18 protein-coding genes are annotated in these 17,988 nt (G+C 70.4%); 9 read left to right on the forward strand and 9 right to left on the reverse strand.

The features are described 5' to 3' along the window. The first annotated feature begins 33 nt into the window (after positions 1-33). The 3 genes from NQV15_RS13515 to NQV15_RS13525 all read left to right on the forward strand — a co-directional run bounded on the left by NQV15_RS13515 (position 34) and on the right by NQV15_RS13525 (position 2,892). Positions 34-1,395 carry an FAD-binding oxidoreductase gene (locus NQV15_RS13515; RefSeq protein WP_232401692.1) on the forward strand — a complete coding sequence of 454 codons (1,362 nt, stop codon included), beginning with the start codon at positions 34-36 and terminating at the stop codon, positions 1,393-1,395. Further along, positions 1,392-2,294, forward strand: a complete 903-nt coding sequence (locus NQV15_RS13520) for an LLM class flavin-dependent oxidoreductase (protein WP_232401689.1) — start codon at positions 1,392-1,394, stop codon at positions 2,292-2,294. Before NQV15_RS13515 ends, NQV15_RS13520 begins: the two co-directional genes overlap by 4 nt. Positions 2,295-2,412: 118 nt before the next feature. Continuing rightward, the gene (locus NQV15_RS13525) at positions 2,413-2,892 is read left to right on the forward strand and encodes a TetR-like C-terminal domain-containing protein (protein WP_232401687.1); all 480 of its coding nucleotides are present in this window, start codon (positions 2,413-2,415) and stop codon (positions 2,890-2,892) included. 21 nt (positions 2,893-2,913) lie between these two features. Here the strand turns inward: NQV15_RS13525 and NQV15_RS13530 are convergent, their stop codons facing one another. The 7 genes from NQV15_RS13530 to NQV15_RS13560 form a co-directional block, all read right to left on the reverse strand. Then, the gene (locus tag NQV15_RS13530; RefSeq protein ID WP_232401685.1) at positions 2,914-3,591 is read right to left on the reverse strand and encodes a response regulator; all 678 of its coding nucleotides are present in this window, start codon (positions 3,589-3,591) and stop codon (positions 2,914-2,916) included. Continuing rightward, a complete protein-coding gene (locus NQV15_RS13535; protein ID WP_232401683.1) occupies positions 3,588-6,083 on the reverse strand; it encodes a DUF4118 domain-containing protein in 2,496 nt (831 codons plus the stop codon). The genes NQV15_RS13530 and NQV15_RS13535 overlap by 4 nt, the downstream gene beginning before the upstream one ends. Before the next feature lie 6 nt (positions 6,084-6,089). After that, a complete protein-coding gene (gene kdpC, locus NQV15_RS13540; protein WP_232401681.1) occupies positions 6,090-6,677 on the reverse strand; it encodes a potassium-transporting ATPase subunit KdpC in 588 nt (195 codons plus the stop codon). 6 nt (positions 6,678-6,683) lie between these two features. Then, a complete protein-coding gene (gene kdpB / locus NQV15_RS13545) occupies positions 6,684-8,693 on the reverse strand; it encodes a potassium-transporting ATPase subunit KdpB (RefSeq protein WP_255670076.1) in 2,010 nt (669 codons plus the stop codon). Next, the gene (kdpA, locus tag NQV15_RS13550) at positions 8,690-10,348 is read right to left on the reverse strand and encodes a potassium-transporting ATPase subunit KdpA (RefSeq protein WP_232401679.1); all 1,659 of its coding nucleotides are present in this window, start codon (positions 10,346-10,348) and stop codon (positions 8,690-8,692) included. Before kdpA ends, kdpB begins: the two co-directional genes overlap by 4 nt. Continuing rightward, positions 10,348-10,437 carry a K(+)-transporting ATPase subunit F gene (gene kdpF / locus NQV15_RS13555; RefSeq protein ID WP_232401669.1) on the reverse strand — a complete coding sequence of 30 codons (90 nt, stop codon included), beginning with the start codon at positions 10,435-10,437 and terminating at the stop codon, positions 10,348-10,350. The genes kdpA and kdpF overlap by 1 nt, the downstream gene beginning before the upstream one ends. Positions 10,438-10,566: 129 nt before the next feature. Further along, complete coding sequence (locus NQV15_RS13560; RefSeq protein ID WP_232401665.1) at positions 10,567-11,040, reverse strand: MarR family winged helix-turn-helix transcriptional regulator; 474 nt, start codon at positions 11,038-11,040, stop codon at positions 10,567-10,569. A gap of 84 nt (positions 11,041-11,124) precedes the next feature. Between NQV15_RS13560 and NQV15_RS13565 the strand changes: the two genes are divergently transcribed. Both NQV15_RS13565 and NQV15_RS13570 read left to right on the forward strand, forming a co-directional pair. After that, entirely contained in the window at positions 11,125-12,015 is an 891-nt protein-coding gene (locus NQV15_RS13565) for an alpha/beta fold hydrolase (RefSeq protein ID WP_232401663.1), read from the forward strand. Between the two features lie 43 nt (positions 12,016-12,058). Next, positions 12,059-12,391, forward strand: coding sequence for a cupin domain-containing protein (locus NQV15_RS13570; protein ID WP_232401661.1), 333 nt, complete (start codon positions 12,059-12,061; stop codon positions 12,389-12,391). Between the two features lie 16 nt (positions 12,392-12,407). On the opposite strand, the gene NQV15_RS13575 is transcribed toward NQV15_RS13570, so the two are convergent. Together NQV15_RS13575 and NQV15_RS13580 are read right to left on the reverse strand one after the other, a co-directional pair. Continuing rightward, complete coding sequence (locus tag NQV15_RS13575) at positions 12,408-14,105, reverse strand: phytoene desaturase family protein (protein ID WP_232401659.1); 1,698 nt, start codon at positions 14,103-14,105, stop codon at positions 12,408-12,410. 82 nt (positions 14,106-14,187) lie between these two features. Beyond that, complete coding sequence (locus NQV15_RS13580) at positions 14,188-14,850, reverse strand: TetR/AcrR family transcriptional regulator (RefSeq protein WP_232401657.1); 663 nt, start codon at positions 14,848-14,850, stop codon at positions 14,188-14,190. Positions 14,851-14,957: 107 nt separating this feature from the next. Between NQV15_RS13580 and NQV15_RS13585 the strand changes: the two genes are divergently transcribed. From NQV15_RS13585 to NQV15_RS13600, 4 genes are all read left to right on the forward strand, one after another. Continuing rightward, the gene (locus tag NQV15_RS13585; RefSeq protein WP_232401655.1) at positions 14,958-15,329 is read left to right on the forward strand and encodes a nuclear transport factor 2 family protein; all 372 of its coding nucleotides are present in this window, start codon (positions 14,958-14,960) and stop codon (positions 15,327-15,329) included. A gap of 90 nt (positions 15,330-15,419) precedes the next feature. Next, positions 15,420-16,628, forward strand: coding sequence for a thiolase family protein (locus tag NQV15_RS13590; protein WP_232401654.1), 1,209 nt, complete (start codon positions 15,420-15,422; stop codon positions 16,626-16,628). Continuing rightward, on the forward strand, positions 16,625-17,314 hold the full coding sequence (locus NQV15_RS13595; RefSeq protein WP_232401652.1) for a 3-oxoacid CoA-transferase subunit A: 690 nt from the start codon (positions 16,625-16,627) through the stop codon (positions 17,312-17,314). The genes NQV15_RS13590 and NQV15_RS13595 overlap by 4 nt, the downstream gene beginning before the upstream one ends. Next, positions 17,311-17,988, forward strand: coding sequence for a 3-oxoacid CoA-transferase subunit B (locus NQV15_RS13600; RefSeq protein ID WP_232401650.1), 678 nt, complete (start codon positions 17,311-17,313; stop codon positions 17,986-17,988). Before NQV15_RS13595 ends, NQV15_RS13600 begins: the two co-directional genes overlap by 4 nt.

Here is a 17,988-nt window from a genome sequence, read left to right on the forward strand (position 1 = left end):
GATTACAGATCATCTGTGTGACAGCATGGTTGTATGGTCGTCCATCATCCGCAGATCCGTGAGGCGCTCCCGGCCTCGCTCGCTCGACGCGCCCTCGGACCGGGCGACCCGGCCTACCGATCGGTGTCGTCGACATATCTGCGAGGCGGCCGCCCCGCTCTCGTCCTGCGCCCGACCTCGGTCGCGGAGGTGGTGGAGGCCGTCGCCTTCGCCCGCGAGTACCGGGCGCTGCCGCTGGGCATCCGCAGCGGCGGCCACGGCATCAGCGGCCGGTCGACCAACCGCGGCGGCCTGGTGATCGACGTCAGCGCCCTCGACGGCGTCGAGGTCCTCGACGAGGCGGCGCGGCGGGTGCGGATCGGGCCGGGGGCCACGTGGAAGCAGGTCTCGGCGGTGCTGCACGAGCATGGCTGGGCAATCGGATCGGGCGACTACGGCGGTGTCGGGGTCGGCGGCCTCGCGACGGCCGGAGGAATCGGCTACCTGGGCCGGCGATTCGGGCTGACGATCGACCACGTGCGCGCCGTCGAGCTCGTGCTGGCCGACGGCAGCACGATGCGCGCCTCCGACGACGAGAACCCCGACCTGTTCTGGGCCGTTCGGGGGGCCGGCGCGAACTTCGGGGTGGCCACCAGCTTCGAGCTCGAGGCCGACGAGCTGGGCCCCGTCGGCTGGGCTCACCTGACCCTCACCACCTCCGATCTCGCCGGTTCACTGACCCGTTTCGGCCAGCTGGCCACGGCAGCGCCCCGCGACACGACGGCATTCCTGGTCGCCGGGCGACCGCACGGCACGGAGACGCACCTGGCGCTGTACGCGGTCGTCGCCGATCCGGAGCCGGACGTCATCGTGGAGCGGCTCACCCCGTTCCTCGACCTGGGCACCGTGGTGCGGCAGCAGGTGGTGGTGACGCCCTACCGCGACATCATGCAGCTGGCGCCGGACGTCGGGCCCGACGGGCACCACGGGTTCGGGGAGCCATCCTCGCGCTCGAGCTTCCTGCCCATCCTCGACGGGGACACGGCGCAGCGCATTGAGGCGATGCTCGCGACCGGCCAGATCTTCTTCCTGCAGCTGCGCACCATGGGTGGAGCGATCAGCGACGTGCCACCCGACCGCACCGCGTTCGCCCACCGTTCCCCCGCCTTCCAGCTCACCGGCTTGGGCACCCCCGACCTCGACGCCGCCTGGGCGCTCGTCGAGCCGGTGTCCGACGGGCTGTACCTGAGCTTCGAGACCCGCACGGGACCCGAGCAGATCCGTGCGGCCTTCCCCGGCGCGACGCTCTCGCGACTGATCGCGCTCAAGCACCAGCACGACCCGGAGAACCTGTTCCGGGACAACTTCAACGTCCTCGTGACCGAGGCAGACCCAGATCAGGAGACACAGCCATGAGCATCGACTACCGACACGACCTGCTGTTCGGCAGCTTCGTGACCCCCACCGCCCACGATCCGCAGCACACCGTCGATCTGGCGGTCACCTCCGAGCGCGCGGGGCTCGACCTGGTGACCTTCCAGGACCACCCCTACCAACCGGCCTTCCTGGACACCTGGACCCTCATGTCGTACGTGGCCGCCAGGACCGAGCGCATCGCCCTGAGCGGCAACGTCCTCAACCTGCCGTTGCGGCCGCCGGCGGTCCTGGCGCAGGCCGCGACGTCCCTCGACCTGCTCAGCGGAGGTCGCTTCGAGCTCGGTCTCGGCGCCGGCGCCTTCTGGGACGCCGTCGACGCGATGGGCGGACGGCGCCTCACCCCGGGGCAGGCCGTGGACGCGCTGGCGGAGGCCATCGAGGTCATCCGTCAGCTGTGGGACACCGAGCAGCGGGACCGGACCCACCTCGACGGCGAGTACTACCGCCTCCGCGGCGCGAAGCGCGGGCCCCGTGCGGCCCATCCCATCAACATCTGGGTGGGCGCCTACAAACCGCGGATGCTCGCACTCGTCGGCCGCGCCGCCGATGGGTGGCTGCCCTCGATCAACTACCTGGACGGCGGACCCGCCGCCCTGCCCGAGCTGAACGAACGCATCGACGATGCGGCGCAGGCAGCCGGTCGCCGGCCTGCCGACATCCGGCGTCTCCTGAACTTCGCGACCCCTCGGTTCAGCCAGAGGTCCGCCGGCCTGCTGGACGGCCCGGCCGGGTCGTGGGTCGACCAGCTGAGCGCGCTGGCGCTGGACCACGGCATCAGCGGGTTCATCATCGCCAGCGACGACCCCCGCACGATCGAGCAGTACGCCGCAGAGGTGGCCCCCGCGGTGCGCGAGATCGTGGCGCGCGAGCGGGCTTAGCCCGGGCACGCCGGCCGCTCAAGGATCACGAGCGCTCGGTGTCCGGCCGGCCCGACACGCGCGTCGAGTCGCTCGTCGAGCGTGGCCTCCTTCGTCGACCGAGTCCGGGGCCAGGCGCATGGCACGCGCGGGACTCACGACCGACAAGGTGGCGCAGGCCGGCGCCCAGCTGGCCGACGAGCTCGGGTTCGAGCACGTCACGATCTCCGAGCTGGCACGGCGCCTGGGCGTCCGGGTCGCGGGGCGGTCAGGACGCGATGCGCTGATAGCCCTGGCCGGCGTGTACCGCGGGTACGCGACGGAGCACCCCGGGCGCTACGACGCGGCGCGGCTGCGGCTGGCCCCGGAGGTCCCCGCCGCCAGCGCCGGGCCCCGCCTGTCCCAGATGCTGCGGGACGCCGTGCGCGGCTACGACCTGGCCGAGCCCGAGCAGACCCATGCCGTGCGGCTCGTGGGCAGCCTGTTCCACGGTTACATCAGCCTGGAGGGCAGCGGGGGTCTCGCGCACAGCGAGCCCGACTCGGCCACCTCGTGGGCCAGCATCCTGGACGCCCTTGACGTGATGCTGCGCAGCTGGCCCGCCCCCGCCCGAGCCTGAGGCCGGGCGGCCGGGCGGTCCTCACTCGGGGTTGAACCGGTACCCGAGCCCGGCCTCGGTGATGAACAGCGACGGCCGTCCCGGGTCCGGCTCGAGCTTGCGACGGATGCTGGCCAGGTGCACCCGCAGGTAGTTCGTCTCCTGCTCGTAGCCGGGCCCCCAGACCTCGTGCAGCAGGTCGACCTGCCGCACGAGGCGGCCGCGGTTGCGCACCAGCGCCGAGACGATCTTCCACTCGATCGGGGTCAGATGGATGATCTGACCGTCGCGGCTGACCCGGGAGTCGGCGGTGTCGATCAGCAGGCCACCGGCCTGCACGACGGGCTCGGCGGCACCGCTGACGGACCTCCGGGTCGCCGCCCGCACCCGGGCGAGCAGCTCCTCCAGGTCGAAGGGCTTGGACACGTAGTCGTCGGCGCCCAGGTCCAGCGCCTCGACCTTGTCGTCGGACTCGGCGCGCGCCGAGACCACGATGACCGGCACCTGGCTGAACGACCGCAGCTGGCGCAGGACCGCGATGCCGTCCAGGTCGGGCAGGCCCAGGTCGAGCAGGATGACATCGGGCATCCGCTCGTGGACGATCTCGAGGGCCGACCGCCCGTCCGAGGCCACCTCGACCTCGTAGCCGCGGGCGCGCAGGTTGATCCCCAGCGTGCGCAGGATCGCGGGATCGTCGTCGACCGTGAGCACGATGGTCATGGCATCTCCTGGGGGGTGGTGAGCTCGAGGACGAGAGTGAGGCCGCCGCCGGGCGTGTCCTCGGCGCCCAGCGTCCCACCCATCGCCTCGGTCAGTCCCTGGGCCACCGCCAGGCCGAGGCCCACGCCGTCGCCGGCGGGCACGTCGCCCAGCCGTTGGAAGGGGGCGAACAGGCGTCCGTGGCTCTCCTTGCTGACGCCCGGGCCGCTGTCCGCGATGCGCAGCAGGACCCGGCCGGCCGCACAGGAGGCGTCGATGGTGATCGGCGCGCCGTCGGGGGCGTACTTCAGCGCGTTCTCGCAGATGTTGGCGATGACCCGCTCGAGCAGCCCCGGGTCGGCCATCGCCACCGCGCCCTCGCCGATGTGCACCGCGATCCGGCTGCTGTCGGGGATCGTGTCCAGGGCCTGGCGCACGGCCGCACCGAGGTCGACCTCGGCCAGCACCGGTGTCAGCGCGCCGGTCTGGATCCGGCTCATGTCCAGCAGGTTGGCGACCAGGGCGTTGAGCCGGTCGGCGGAGTCCTCGATGGTCTCCAGCAGCGCCGCCTCGTCCTCCGGCGACCAGGCGATCGTGGTGTTGCGCAGGCTCGCGGCGGCTGCCTTGACAGCTGCCAGCGGCGAGCGCAGGTCGTGCGAGACCGCCGCCAGCAGGGCGGTGCGGGTCTTGTTGGCCACCGCGAGCTGCGCCCGCTCGGTCTCGGCCTGCTGGGCACGGGTGCGCTCGGCCAGCACCGAGGCGTGCGCAGCGTAAGCCTTCAGGAGCCGGCGGTCGGAAGCGTCGAGCTGACGGCCGCACATCGCAAGGGTGGTCGAGTCGTCGATCGAGACGGTGACGTCCGCGGTGTCCGGTGAGGCAGGTGGCGAGCCGGACGACACGATCGCCTCGGCGCGTCCATCCACCGTGGTGAAGATGGCCGCCCCTCGGGCCCCGAAGAGCTCGCAGGCACCCGCCAGCAGCGACTCGATGTCGTCACCGACGTGCAGCAGGCTGTGGGACAGCACGGTCAGCGCCTCGGACTCGGCCCGGGCCTTGCGCGCGAGCACCGTGCTGCGCGCGGCACGATCCACGACCGACGCGACCGCGATGCCCACGACCAGGAACAAGCCGATCGCGAAGGCGTTCTCCGGGTCGGAGATCGTCAACGACCGCCGCGGCGGGGTGAAGACGACGTTGAGCAGGATGCTGCTGAGCGCCGCCGAGACGATCGCCGGGATGATGCCTCCGACCAGGGCGGTGGCGACCACGACGGCCATCAGGACCATCGCCTCGGTGGGCAGCCCGTGGAGCGGATCGGTCACGACCATCACACCGCTGGCCAGCAGCGGAGCCAGAACCGCGAAGGCGTAGCCGAGGACGAGCCGCCGGCGGCTGAGGTTGCTCGAGGTGCGGACGGTGAGGTTCTTGCGGCGCGCGTAGTCGTGCGTGACGACGTGGGCGTCGATGTCGCCGGAGGCCGCGATGACCCGCTCCCCCACCCCGGGGCGCAGGAGCGTCGCGAGCCGGCCCCTCCGGCTGGCACCGATGATGACCTGGCTGGCGTTCTCGGCCCGCGCGAACTCCAGGATCGCGGTCGCGGTGTCGTCACCGACGACGCTGTGCAGCGTGCCGCCGAGATCCTCGGTCATGGTGCGCAGCTTGAGCAGCTGGTCGGGCGTCACGCCGGACAGTCCGTCGCGGCGGGCTACGTACAGCGCGAGCCACTCTCCGCCGGCACCGCGGGATGCGATCCGCGCGGCGCGGCGCAGGAGCGCCGCCGACTCCGGGCCGCCGGTCAGCGCCACCACGATGCGTTCGCGGGTGGCCCAGGTGGACTCGATGTCGTGCTTGTCGCGGTACTGGTCGAGCCCTTCCTCGACCCGGTCGGCCAGCCACAGCAGCGCGAGCTCCCGCAGGGCCGCCAGGTTGCCCTCCCGGAAGTACTGCCCGAGCGCGGCGTCGACCTTGTCGGGCGCGTAGATGTTGCCGTGAGCCATCCGGCGACGCAGGGCCTGAGGGCTCATGTCGACCAGCTCGATCCCGTCGGCCTGACGCACGAACCGGTCGGGGACCGTCTCGCGCTGGCGGACGCCGGTGATCGACTCCACGACGTCGTTCAGCGACTCCAGGTGCTGGATGTTGACGGTCGTGATGACATGGATCCCGGCCGCGAGGATCTCCTCGACGTCCTGCCACCGCTTGTCGTGCCGGGACCCGCCGATGTTGGTGTGGGCGAGCTCGTCGACGACGACGACCTCGGGCCGGCGCGCGAGGATCGCGTCCAGGTCCATCTCAAGGTAGGTGGTGCCGCGGTAGTCCATCGACCGCCGCGGCACCACCTCCAAGCCTTCGAGCGCCCGGGACGTGTTCTCCCGCCCGTGGGTCTCGACGACCCCCACGACGACATCGGTACCGCGCCGCAGGCGGCGGTGTGCCTCGTCGAGCATCGCGTAGGTCTTGCCCACGCCGGGGGCCGCGCCGAGGTAGACCCTCAGCTTGCCTCGGTTCTCCACTGGTTATCAGCCCGCCGTCTGCGTTGCCGCGTCCTTCACATCCACATTCAACCGCAGGACGTTGACCCCCGGCTCGCCGAGGAAGCCCAGCGACCGCCCATCGGTGTTGTTGGCGACCATCTGCCGGACGGCCGCGACGCCCAGGCCATTGGCCTTGGCGACCCGCTCGACCTGGATCCGGGCGTACGCCACCGAGATGTGGGGGTCCAGGCCGGAGCCCGAGGCGGTGACCGCGTCCGGCGGGACGTCCGACGGGTCGACCGACTCGGTTCTGGCGACCTCGGCACGACGTTCCTCGATCAGGGCCAGCAGATCGGTGTTGGACGGCCCGAGGTTGGAGGGCGCCGAGGCGAGCGTGTCGTAGTCGTTGGGCGACGGACGGGAGTGGAACCACTCCTCGCCGGTGAAGTTCTGCCCGATGATGGCCGAGCCGACGACACGCCCGTCCGTCGTGATCGGCTGCCCGTCGGTCTGGTGGTGCACGGTCCGTCCGACACCCCAGACGGCTGCCGGATAGGCGACGCCGAGGATCACGGTGAAGACCAGGAGGATGCGCAGTCCCGCGAGGGACTGACGGCCGAAGTCCTTGAGCATGGTGAATTACCCGATTCCTGGGATGGTGGAGATGAGCAGGTCGATGAGCTTGATGCCGACGAACGGTGCGATGACGCCACCGACACCGAACACGAGGATGTTGCGCCGCAGGATGGCCGAGGCCGACGCGGGACGGAACTTGACGCCGCGCAGGGCCAGCGGGATCAGTGCCACGATCACCAGGGCGTTGAAGATGACCGCCGAGAGGATCGCGGACTGGGGAGTCGCCAGCCCCATGATGTTGAGCGCGTCGAGCGATGGATAGGCCACCAGGAACATGGCCGGGATGATCGCGAAGTACTTCGCGACGTCGTTGGCGATCGAGAACGTGGTCAGCGCGCCGCGGGTGATGAGCAGCTGCTTGCCGATCTCGACGATGTCGATGAGCTTGGTCGGGTCGGAGTCCAGGTCGACCATGTTGCCGGCCTCCTTGGCGGCCGACGTGCCGGTGTTCATCGCGACGCCGACATCGGCGGCGGCGAGCGCCGGCGCGTCGTTGGTGCCGTCACCGGTCATGGCGACCAGGCGCCCCCCGGCCTGCTCCTTGCGAATCAGGTCCATCTTGTCCTCGGGGGTGGCCTCGGCCAGGAAGTCGTCGACGCCCGCCTCGGCGGCGATCGACTTCGCGGTGAGCGCATTGTCGCCGGTGACCATGACCGTCCGGATGCCCATCGAGCGCAGCTGGGCGAAGCGCTCGACCATGCCCTCCTTGACGACGTCCTTGAGGTGGATCACGCCCAGCACCCTGCCCTGGTCGCCGGTCCTCGACGCCACGATGAGCGGCGTGCCGCCATCGCCGGAGATCTGCTCGATCATGATGGTCAGCTCGGCCGGCATGGTCCCGCCGATCCAGCTGTGGATCGCCGATCCCGCGCCCTTGCGGATCTGGGTGCCGTCGACGAGGTCGACCCCCGACATGCGGGTCTGTGCGGTGAACTCGACGAACGACGCGCCGCTGGGCAGGTCGTTGTCGTCCGCCCCCTCGGCCAGGGCCAGCGCGACGATCGACCGGCCCTCGGGTGTCTGGTCGGCCAGGCTGGACAGCCGCGCGACATCACGCAGCTGCACCTCGGTCACGTTGCTGACCGGGACGAACCGGGCGGCCTGGCGGTTGCCGTACGTGATGGTGCCGGTCTTGTCGAGCAGCAGTGTGCTGACGTCACCGGCGGCCTCGACCGCGCGGCCGGACATGGCCAGCACGTTGACCCGCACCAGACGGTCCATGCCGGCGATGCCGATTGCGCTGAGCAACGCCCCGATCGTGGTCGGGATGAGGCACACCAGCAGCGCGATCAGCACCGTCAGGTCCTGCGGGGCACCGGCGTACTCGGCCATCGGCGCCAGCGTGGCGACCGCGAGCACGAACACCAGCGTCAGGCTGACCAGCAGGATCGACAAGGCGATCTCGTTGGGCGTCTTGCGGCGCGAGCTGCCCTCGACCAGCGCGATCATCTTGTCGAGGAACGTGTCACCGGGGGCCGACGTGATCTTGACGGTGATCTCGTCCGACAGCACCTTGGTGCCGCCGGTCACCGCCGATCGGTCGCCACCGGCCTCGCGGATGACGGGGGCGGACTCGCCGGTGATGGCCGACTCGTCGACCGAGGCGACTCCCACCACGACGTCGCCGTCGCCGGGGATGACCTCGCCCGCCGCGACGAGCACCAGGTCACCGATCCCCAGCTGGGTGCCGGGCACGGACGTCTCGGTGCCGTCGGGCCCCACGACCCGGGCGATCGTGTCGGTGCGGGCGGCGCGCAGCGATGCGGCCTGCGCCTTGCCACGTCCCTCGGCGACGGCCTCGGCGAGGTTGCCGAAGATGACCGTCAGCCACAGCCAGATCGCCAGGGAGATCGTGAAGGTGCTGGGATCGGCGAAGACTGCGATGGTGGTCGCGACCGAGCCGAGCCAGACGATGAACATCACCGGGCTGCGCCACAGGTGGCGCGGGTCGAGCTTGCGCAGCGCTGCCGGCAGCTGCGCCAGCATCTGCCTGAGAAGGAGCTGAACTGTCATGCGAGGGCCTCCGCGATGGGACCGAGGGCCAGCGCCGGGAAGAAGGTCAGTCCTGTGATGAGCAGGATGACGCCGACGAGCAGGCCTCCGAAAAGGGGTGTGGTGGTGGGAAGGGTGCCTGCGGTCTCGGGGACCTTGGCCTGCTTGGCCAGCGACCCGGCGAGCAGCAGGACCAGCACGATGGGGACCAGGCGGCCGAGCAGCATGGCCAGGCCGATCGTGATCTGGAAGAAGTCCGAGGTCACGGTGATGCCGCCGAACGCGCTGCCGTTGTTGTTGGCTCCCGAGGTGTAGGCGTAGACCACCTCGCTGAAGCCGTGCCCGCCCGGATTGCCCATCGCACCCGGCGTGCTGCCGAGCGAGATCGCCGTCCCGACGCCGACCAGGATGATCGCCGGCACCGTCAGCACGTAGAGCGCGACGTACGTCATCTGCTGCGCGCCGATCTTCTTGCCCAGGAACTCGGGCGTGCGCCCGACCAGGAGCCCAGCGATGAACACCGTGAGGATCGACATGATCAAGATGCCGTAGATGCCCGAGCCCACGCCGCCGGGCGTGACCTCGCCGAGCATCATGTTCAGCAGCGCCATGCCGCCGCCGACCGGGGTCATGGAGTCGTGGGACGCGTTGACCGCCCCCGTGGAGGTGCCGGTCGTCATGACCGCGAACAGTGACGACGCCCACTCCCCCAGACGCGTCTCCTTGCCCTCCATCGCCGCACCGGCGGCCTGCGCGGACTGCGAGTGCGCGCCGGCCTCGGCCCAGGTCACGACCGCGACGAAGGTGCCCATGAGCGCGACCATCGCGCCGAGGACCGTCAGCCCCTGGCGGCGGTTGCCCAGCATCGTGCCGAGCGTGCGGGTCAGGCAGATCGGGATCAGCAGGATCAGGAAGATCTCGAACAGGTTGGTGAAGCCGTTGGGGTTCTCGAAGGGGTGGGCGGAGTTGGCGTTGTAGAAGCCGCCACCGTTCGTGCCGAGGAGCTTGATGACCTCCTGGCTCGCGACCGGCCCGCCCGTGATCGTCTGGCTGTGACCGGCCAGCGTGTCGACCGAGGTGTCGGTGAAGTTCTGCACGACCCCGTTGCCGGCCAGGACGAGAGCGCCCACGACGGCGATGGGAAGCAGGATCCGCAGGGTCCCGCGGGTCAGGTCGACCCAGAAGTTGCCGAGCTCGCCGCTGCCCACACGGACGAAGCCGCGGATCAGGGCGACGGCCACGGCGATGCCGACCGCGGCGGACAGGAAGTTCTGCACCGCGAGCCCGCCGGCCTGCGCGGCGAAGCCCAGCGTCGACTCGCCGCCGTACGACTGCCAGTTCGTGTTGGCCACGAACGAGATCGCCGTGTTGAACGACATCCACCACGGCATGCCGGGCAGGTCACGGCTGAACGGCAGGTGCGCCTGGCCGAGCAGGATGGCCATCAGGACCACGACGCTGACCAGCGAGAAGCCGACCACGCTCATCGCATAGGCGCGCGGACTCTGCTCGGCATCGGCATTGACGCCGCCGAGGCGGTAGATGCGCCGCTCCACGAGGGAGTGACGCGAGGTCGTGAAGACCTTGGCCATGTAGTCACCGAGCGGCACGTACACGAGGGCGAGAACGCCCACGAGCGTGACGATGGTGAGCAGGCCGCTCCAGGTGTCGGACATCAGAAGCGCTCCGGGAAGATCAGGGCCGCCAGCAGGTACGCCACGAGCGCGGCGACGAGGGCGATCAACACACCGTTTTCGATACTCATGGGTGCCAGTCAACTGCCGGATCCGCGTGGATCGGGGCGCCTTGACAGCCTCTTAGCGGGTCTTGGCGCGTTCTTAACGCGGGCAGGTCGCAGCGTCCGCGCACACCCTGTTTTCGAGCGGGTCGACGCTCAGACGTCGGTGCTGGTGGCGACCCATCCGGGGGACGCGAGGGACACACCTTCGGTCCCGACGAGGTCGCGCAGCGCGGCCTCCAGCGCGGTGACCGTCTGCGCCCCCACCCGCTGCTCCCACTGCCGGCACACCTCATCGAGGATGCGTTCGCCCGCGGCCAGCATGGCCCTGCCGCGCGGCGTCACGTGCACGTGCATGCGCCGCCGGTCCAGCGGGTCCGCCGCGCGCGTGACGTACCCGCGCTCCTCGAGCACGGCGATCGTCTTCGCCGCGGCCTGCTTCGTCACGTCCGTCCTGCGTCCCAGCTCCGAGGCGGAGTCGGCGCCCGCCAGGATCGCACGCAGCGCGAAGTCATGGGCGGGACGCACGTCCTCGTAGCCGAGCTCGGCGAGGCCAGAGGTCGCCGCATCCACCATGGTGCGAAAGCCGCCCAGGAGCAGCAGGGCGAGGTCGGGGCCAGATCTGGACACGGCAGAAGCCTAGCCGGGATCTTGTGATCGACAACCGGGTTGTCTAGTATTAGACAACCGCATTGTCCATTTTGGAGCTGTCCCATGACGACCATCGATCCGATCGGCGCCACCATTTCCGGCGTCCAGCATCATCTCGACGACATCAACGGAGTCCCACTGCACCACGTCACCGCAGGAGACGCCGGGACGCCGTTCCTGCTGATCCACGGCTGGCCGGAGACCTGGTACGCCTTCCACCGCCTGATCCCCCTCCTGGCCGCGCGGCACCGGGTCGTCGCCGTCGACCTGCGGGGATTCGGCGACTCCGGGACCGAGGCCGAGGTCTACGACGAGGAGTCGACCGTCGAGGACCTCCACCAGCTGGTGGAGCGTCTGGCCATCGGTCCCGTCCATGTCGTGTGCCAGGACATCAGCGGCGGCGTCGGCTTTCGGCTCGCCGCCGAGCACCCGGGTGACGTGCTGAGCCTGACGGGCATCGAGACCTCGTTGGCCGGCTTCGGGTTGGAGATGCTGGCCGATGTCCTGCACGGCGGCTCGTGGCACGCGTCCTTCCTGGGCACACCGGGCATCGCGTCGATGCTGGCGCCCGGACACGAGCGCGAGCTGATCGCCGACTGGGCCTATCCACTGATGACCGGTCCGGCGGGCGGGATCAGCCCCGAGACGATCGACGAGATCGTCCGCGCGTACTCGCGCGACCACGGCTGGCGCGGCACCGAGGGCCTCTATCGGCAGCTGTTCATCGATGACGGCGCGACGCGGGCGCGCGCCACCGCCCATCCGGTGCGGGTGCCCGTCCTGGCCGTGGACGGCGTCAACCGCCCCTTCACCGAGAGCACGCTGCGCCAGGTCGCCGGTGGCGACTTCGAGGCGGTCACCATCGAGGGCGTCGGGCACCTCGTCGCCCAGGAGGACCCGGAGTCCCTCGCCGACGTGCTGCTGCGCTTCGCGGGGAGGGTCGACCCTCACTAGTGTGGGGCGGGACGTCATCCGAACTGACGAAGGGCGAAGACCGATGAACGGACGATCACTGCTGGAGCTGGCCGAGACCGAGCTGGCGACCGCACGCGCGGCCAGCAGCGGCCGGGCCGCCACGACGGTCTACGGGGGCCAGGAGCACGATCTGCGCCAGACGCTGATCGCACTGGCCGAGGGGCACTCCCTGGGTGAGCACGAGCCACCCGGCGAGGCCACGCTGCAGGTGCTGTCCGGGCAGGTGCGCCTCACCGCCGGGGACGACTCGTGGGACGGCGCAGCCGGCGACTACCTGATCATCCCGGGTGCACGTCACGACCTGCTGGCAGTGACCGATGCTGTCGTGCTGCTGACGGTCGCCACCGGCTCCTGAGCGTCTGCGCGCGGCGTCAGGCCGTGGCCGCCGGGCGCCGGCGGGCGGCCCGGCGGATCACCGAGCCGGGCTTGGACGCCAGCAGCGGGTCCCAGTCCTCGGTGATCTCGGTCAGCTTCGACTCGTCCACGAACACGGCGCCGTCCTTGACCTCCTGCTCGAGATCGCGCCCCAGGATCGTGCCGGCGGTCTTCATGCCGCCCCAGATCGTGGCGTTGATGCCGAACATGTGCTCGGTGCTGGCGCCACCCAGGAACAGTCCCGGGATGTGGGTCGTCACGCGCGGGCGGAACGGGCCGAGGTTGCGCATCAGCGGCGCGATGCCGTAGCAGGAGCCGTCCGAGGTCAGGGTGAAGCGCTCCTGCGTCATGGGGGTGGACGCCTCACAGAACACCATCCGCTCACGCAGGTCAGGGATCATTAGCGAGGCGGTGTCGAGGACGCGCTCGGTGAGCTCGTCCTTGAGCTTGCGGTACTGCTCGTCGCGGCCGTACTCGGCACCCTCCATCGGGTCGGTCTGCACGTTCCAGAAGGCGTGCTCCTTCGGCGCCCAGCTGACCAGCTCGAGGGTCGAGTAGCCCGGCGGCGCCGAGTGCGTGCCGTCGGGATCCTTCGCCGTGGGGCAGCTGATGCCGACCGGCATCTGCTCGGGGCAGCGTCCGGCGGCGACCTCGCGGTAGTAGCCGTCGACGTCGTTGTTCGGCCAGACCCAGGCCAGCGGCGGGGTGTCGCGCTCACGCAGGTCGACGTCGAGCGCGACGTAGACCGCGAACATCGGCTGGGTCATCTCGAGGCCCGCCAGGCGCTTGCGGAGGCGGCGGGTCAGGTGCTCGTCGCCGACCAGCTCGGTCCACGTCTTCTTGTAGTCGCCCGCGGCCACGACGATGTCGGCCCGGATCTCCTCGCCGCTGCGCAGACGCACGCCCACCGCGCGACCCTCCTCGATGAGGATGCGGTCGACGCGCGCCTTCGTGCGGACCGTGCCACCGTGGGTCTGGATCACGTCGGTGAGGTGCGCGCCGATGACCTGGCCGCCGCCGCGGGGGTAGTAGGCGCCCGCCTGGAGGTAGTGGTGCAGCAGGCCACCGTGCATGACGGCGGGCGTGCGGTGCGGCGGCCACGTGTAGTCGCCGTTCTCCGCCAGGATCACGGCCTGTGCGTCAGCGCTGAGGTTGCAGGCGTCCATGAGCGTGGTGATCGGACGCAGGCCCCATCGCAGCAGGTTCCACGCCTTGCGCCGCGGCTCCTCGCCGGCGGAGATGATCCGCAGGATCCGCACGCAGCGTCGCAGGCCCGCCTCCTCGTCGGGGAAGGCCTCGATGAGCCGCTCGAGGTAGGTGTTCCAGCCGGTCGGCGTGTGGAACGTGGTGCCGGGGATCATGATGCGGCAGTGACCCTCGGGGTCCTGGCGCAGCCAGTCGATGCGCTTAGTGAGCGACAGGCCCGACAGGGCGGTCTGCATGCGTCCGCCGGGTCCGCACTCGCCGACGTAGTGGGTGCCGACGTCGAACTCGAACTTGTTGCCCACGCGGCGGAACACCTGGGTGCTGCCGCCGACGACCTGGTTGGCCTCCAGCACGAGGACCTTCTTGCCGTTGGCGGCCAGATAGGCCGCCGTGGTCAGGCCGCCGGGGCCGGCTCCCACCACCACCGCGTCCCAGGTCTCGTGCTCGGCCTCGGGGGTCGGGGTCAGGGGCGGGGCGGTCTGCGTCATCGGGTTCGCTTCCAAGAAGGGTGAATCTAGAGTCGGACTCCAGTTAACTCGTTGGCGGCCGTCGTGCCAAGTGGACACCCCGTCAGGAGGACGACGATTCGGCGATCAGGCCGTCGAGCAGCATGAGCCCGGCCTCGATCACCGCGCCCTCGACCTGCTCCGGCGACAGCGTCAGCGCGTCGCGGCGAAGGGCCAGCGCGGCGACCCCGTTCCACGCCCCGAACAGGAAGTACGACATCAGCTCGGGGTCGACCGGGCGGATCGCCTTGCTGTCGACGGCGTCGCGGATGCTCTGCTCGAACTCGCGGCGCAGCTGGCTGAACCCCGCCACCACATCCTCCTCGGCGGGGGTGCGGGGCCCCCGCTCCCCCGTCGCCGTCAGGTACCTGAGCACTGCGGGGTGGTCGACCAGCAGGCGCAGGTAGGCCGCGCCGACGCCGGCGAAGCGCTCCAGTGGCGAGGTCTGTGCGGCGTACGCCGACCGGAGCGCGTCCGTGGCGACGGCCAGCACCCGCTCGGTCACGGCCGCCAGCAGGGCGTCCTTGGTGCCGAAGTGCACGTACACCGACGCCGGCGAGATGGACGCCTGGGCCGCGACGTCCTCGACCCGGATCTCGTCGGGCGCCCGCTGCGACAGCAACAGCTCGGCCGCGTCCAGCACCTGCGCACGCGTGCGCTCCCTGCGGCGCGAACCACGCGCAGCGGCGTCGGTCGCCGGGGCGTCGGGCTTCTCGGCGTCGGTCACGCTGACCACCCTAGGGCCGAACCTCAGCGCGCCAGCTTCACCGCTCGCCCGGGTGGGCCGGCTCCCGATGCGGCGGTGGTCGACGGCGGACCCGTACGCTCCGTCCCATGACCACAGACATCGAGACCACCATCCGCGCACTCGAGAAGCAGCGCTTCGCCACGATCGTGGCCGAGGACTGGGACGGATTCGCAGCACTCTGCGACACCGACCTGCGCTACATCCATGCCAGCGGCGCGATCGACACCCGCGACTCCTACCTCGAGAAGCTGCGCGGCGGCTTCTACGACTACCACCGGATCGACAGCGCCGTGGATCGCGTCCTGGTGACGCCCGACGTGGTGCTGCTGCACAGCACCATGTCCCTCGAGCTGCGCGCCGGCGAGCGCGAGCTGGCGCTCGAGAACGTCCTGCTCTCCGCCTGGGTGCGACGCGACACCTCGTGGCTGCTGTACATCCACCAGTCCACCGGCATCTGACAGGTCTGGTCCTCGGGCCGATTTCGCAGTAGGCTCCTGGGTGTTCATCCAACGAACACTCGTTCGCATACCGAACCGGAGTCATCACTCATGCCGGAGTCACACCTCTACGCCGCCGCTCGCACGCCTTTTGGACGATACGGAGGCGCGCTGGCGGCGTCACGGCCCGACGACCTCGCCGCCACGGCACTGTCCGGGGTGCTCGCGAAGTCGCCGGGCCTCGACCCGTCGACGATCGGCGACGTCTTCTGGGGCAACTCCAACGGATGCGGCGAGGACAACCGCAACGTCGGCCGGATGGCCGTGCTGCTCGCCGGCCTGCCGACATCCGTGCCGGCCGTGACGGTCAACCGGCTGTGCGGATCGAGCCTCGACGCGGCCATCATGGCCTCGCGTGCGATCGAGACCGGCGATGCGGACGTCGTCGTGGCCGGCGGGGTGGAGTCGATGACTCGAGCCCCCTGGGTGCTGCCGAAGCCGGCTCGTGGATTCCCCGCCACCGACATGACGGCGGTCTCGACGACACTCGGGTGGCGCTTCGTCAACCAGCGCATGCCCAAGGAGTGGACCGCGTCGCTCGGCGAGTGCAACGAGCTGCTGCAGGAACGATTCGCCATCAGCCGCGACCGGCAGGACGAGTTCGCGGCCCGCTCGCACCGCTTGGCGGCCGCCGCGTGGAGCGAGGGTTTCTACGACGACCTGATCGTCCCCGTCGACGGTGTGGAGCTCGCGCGCGACGAGTCCATCCGCGAGGGCACCACGGCCGAGAAGCTGGCCGGGCTCAAGCCCGCCTTCCGTCCCGACGGCACCATCACCGCCGGCAACGCGTCACCGCTCAACGACGGAGCCTCGTCGCTGCTGATCGGCTCCGCCGACGCGGCGTCGTCGATCGGTCTGGACCCGCTGGCCCGCATCGCCGGTCGTGGCGTCCACGCCCTCGATCCGCAGGACTTCGGCTTCGCACCGGTCGAGGCTGCCAACGCCGCGCTCAAACGTGCCGGCATCAGCTGGTCCGATGTCGAGGCCGTGGAGCTGAACGAGGCATTCGCGGTGCAGTCGATCGCCTGTGTCGACGCCTGGAAGATCGATCCGGAGATCGTCAACACCAAGGGTGGAGCGATCGCCATCGGTCACCCCTTGGGCGCGTCCGGCGCCCGCATCCTCGGCACCCTCGCGCACCGGCTCGTCGAGTCGAACCAGCGGTGGGGCGTGGCCGCGATCTGCATCGGTGTCGGACAGGCCCTGGCCGTCGTGCTCGAGAACGACCGGCTGACCTCCGGCCGTCCCGTCGCCCGATGACCGTCATCGCCCCCGATGCCGCCTCGGCCGTCGCAGACGTCCAGGACGGAGCCACCGTCCTGATCGGCGGATTCGGCATGGCAGGGATGCCCGTCGCCCTGATCGACGCCCTGATCGGTCAGGGCGCGACCGACCTGACCGTCGTCTGCAACAACGCCGGCAACGGCGACACCGGCCTGGCCGCGCTGCTGCAGGCCGGGCGGGTACGGAAGGTGGTCTGCTCGTTCCCTCGGCAGGCCGACTCCTACATCTTCGACGATCTGTACCGGGCCGGGAAGGTCGAGCTCGAGGTGGTCCCCCAAGGCAATCTCGCGGAGCGCATGCGCGCCGCAGGGGCCGGCATCGGCGCCTTCTTCAGCCCCACGGGTGTCGGCACCCCCTTGGCCGAGGGCAAGGAGAGCCGCACGATCGACGGACGCGACTACGTCCTCGAGCTGCCCATCAAGGGCGACTTCGCCCTCATCAGCGCCTACGCGGCCGATCCGATGGGCAATCTGGTCTACCGCAAGACCGCCCGCAACTTCGGTCCCGTCATGGCCACGGCGGCGGCGGTGACCGTCGTCCAGGTGAGTCACCTCGTCGATGTCGGAGCCCTCGACCCCGAGGCCGTCGTGACCCCGGGCATCTACGTCGACCGCATCGTGCGCGTCGCGGGCACCACGCACGAGCAGGAGAACCCGGCATGACGCCTGACGACCGCACGACCGAGCGTCCCGACGCTGCCCCGCTGACGCGCGACGAGATCGCCGCGACCATCGCCCGGGACATCCCCGACGGGTCGTACGTCAATCTCGGCATCGGCCTGCCGACCCTGGTCTCCAACCACTTGTCCCCCGGCTCGGGGATCGTCCTGCACACCGAGAACGGCATGCTCGGGATGGGCCCGGTCGCGGCCGGCGACGACATCGACCACGACCTGATCAATGCCGGCAAGATCCCGGTGACCGAGCTACCCGGAGCGTCCTACTTCCATCACGCCGACTCGTTCGCGATGATGCGCGGCGGCCATCTGGACGTCTGCGTGCTCGGTGCCTTCCAGGTCTCCGAGCACGGCGACCTGGCCAACTGGCACACGGGTGCTCCCGACGCGATCCCCGCGGTCGGCGGCGCCATGGATCTGGCGATCGGCGCCAAGGACGTCTTCGTGATGATGAACCTGTTCGCGAAGGACGGCTCCGCCAAGCTGGTCCCCCATTGCACCTACCCGTTGACCGGGCTCGCGTGCGTCAGCCGTGTCTACACCGAGCACGCGACCTTCCTGACCGGTCCTGACGGCGTCACGGTGCTGGAGACGTTCGGCACCACCGTCGACGAGCTCGCGACCCGACTGGACGTCCCGCTGCGCCGGCTGCAACCCTGA

The organism is Aeromicrobium wangtongii (assembly GCF_024584515.1).
GTDB classification, from domain to species: Bacteria; Actinomycetota; Actinomycetes; order Propionibacteriales; family Nocardioidaceae; genus Aeromicrobium; species Aeromicrobium wangtongii.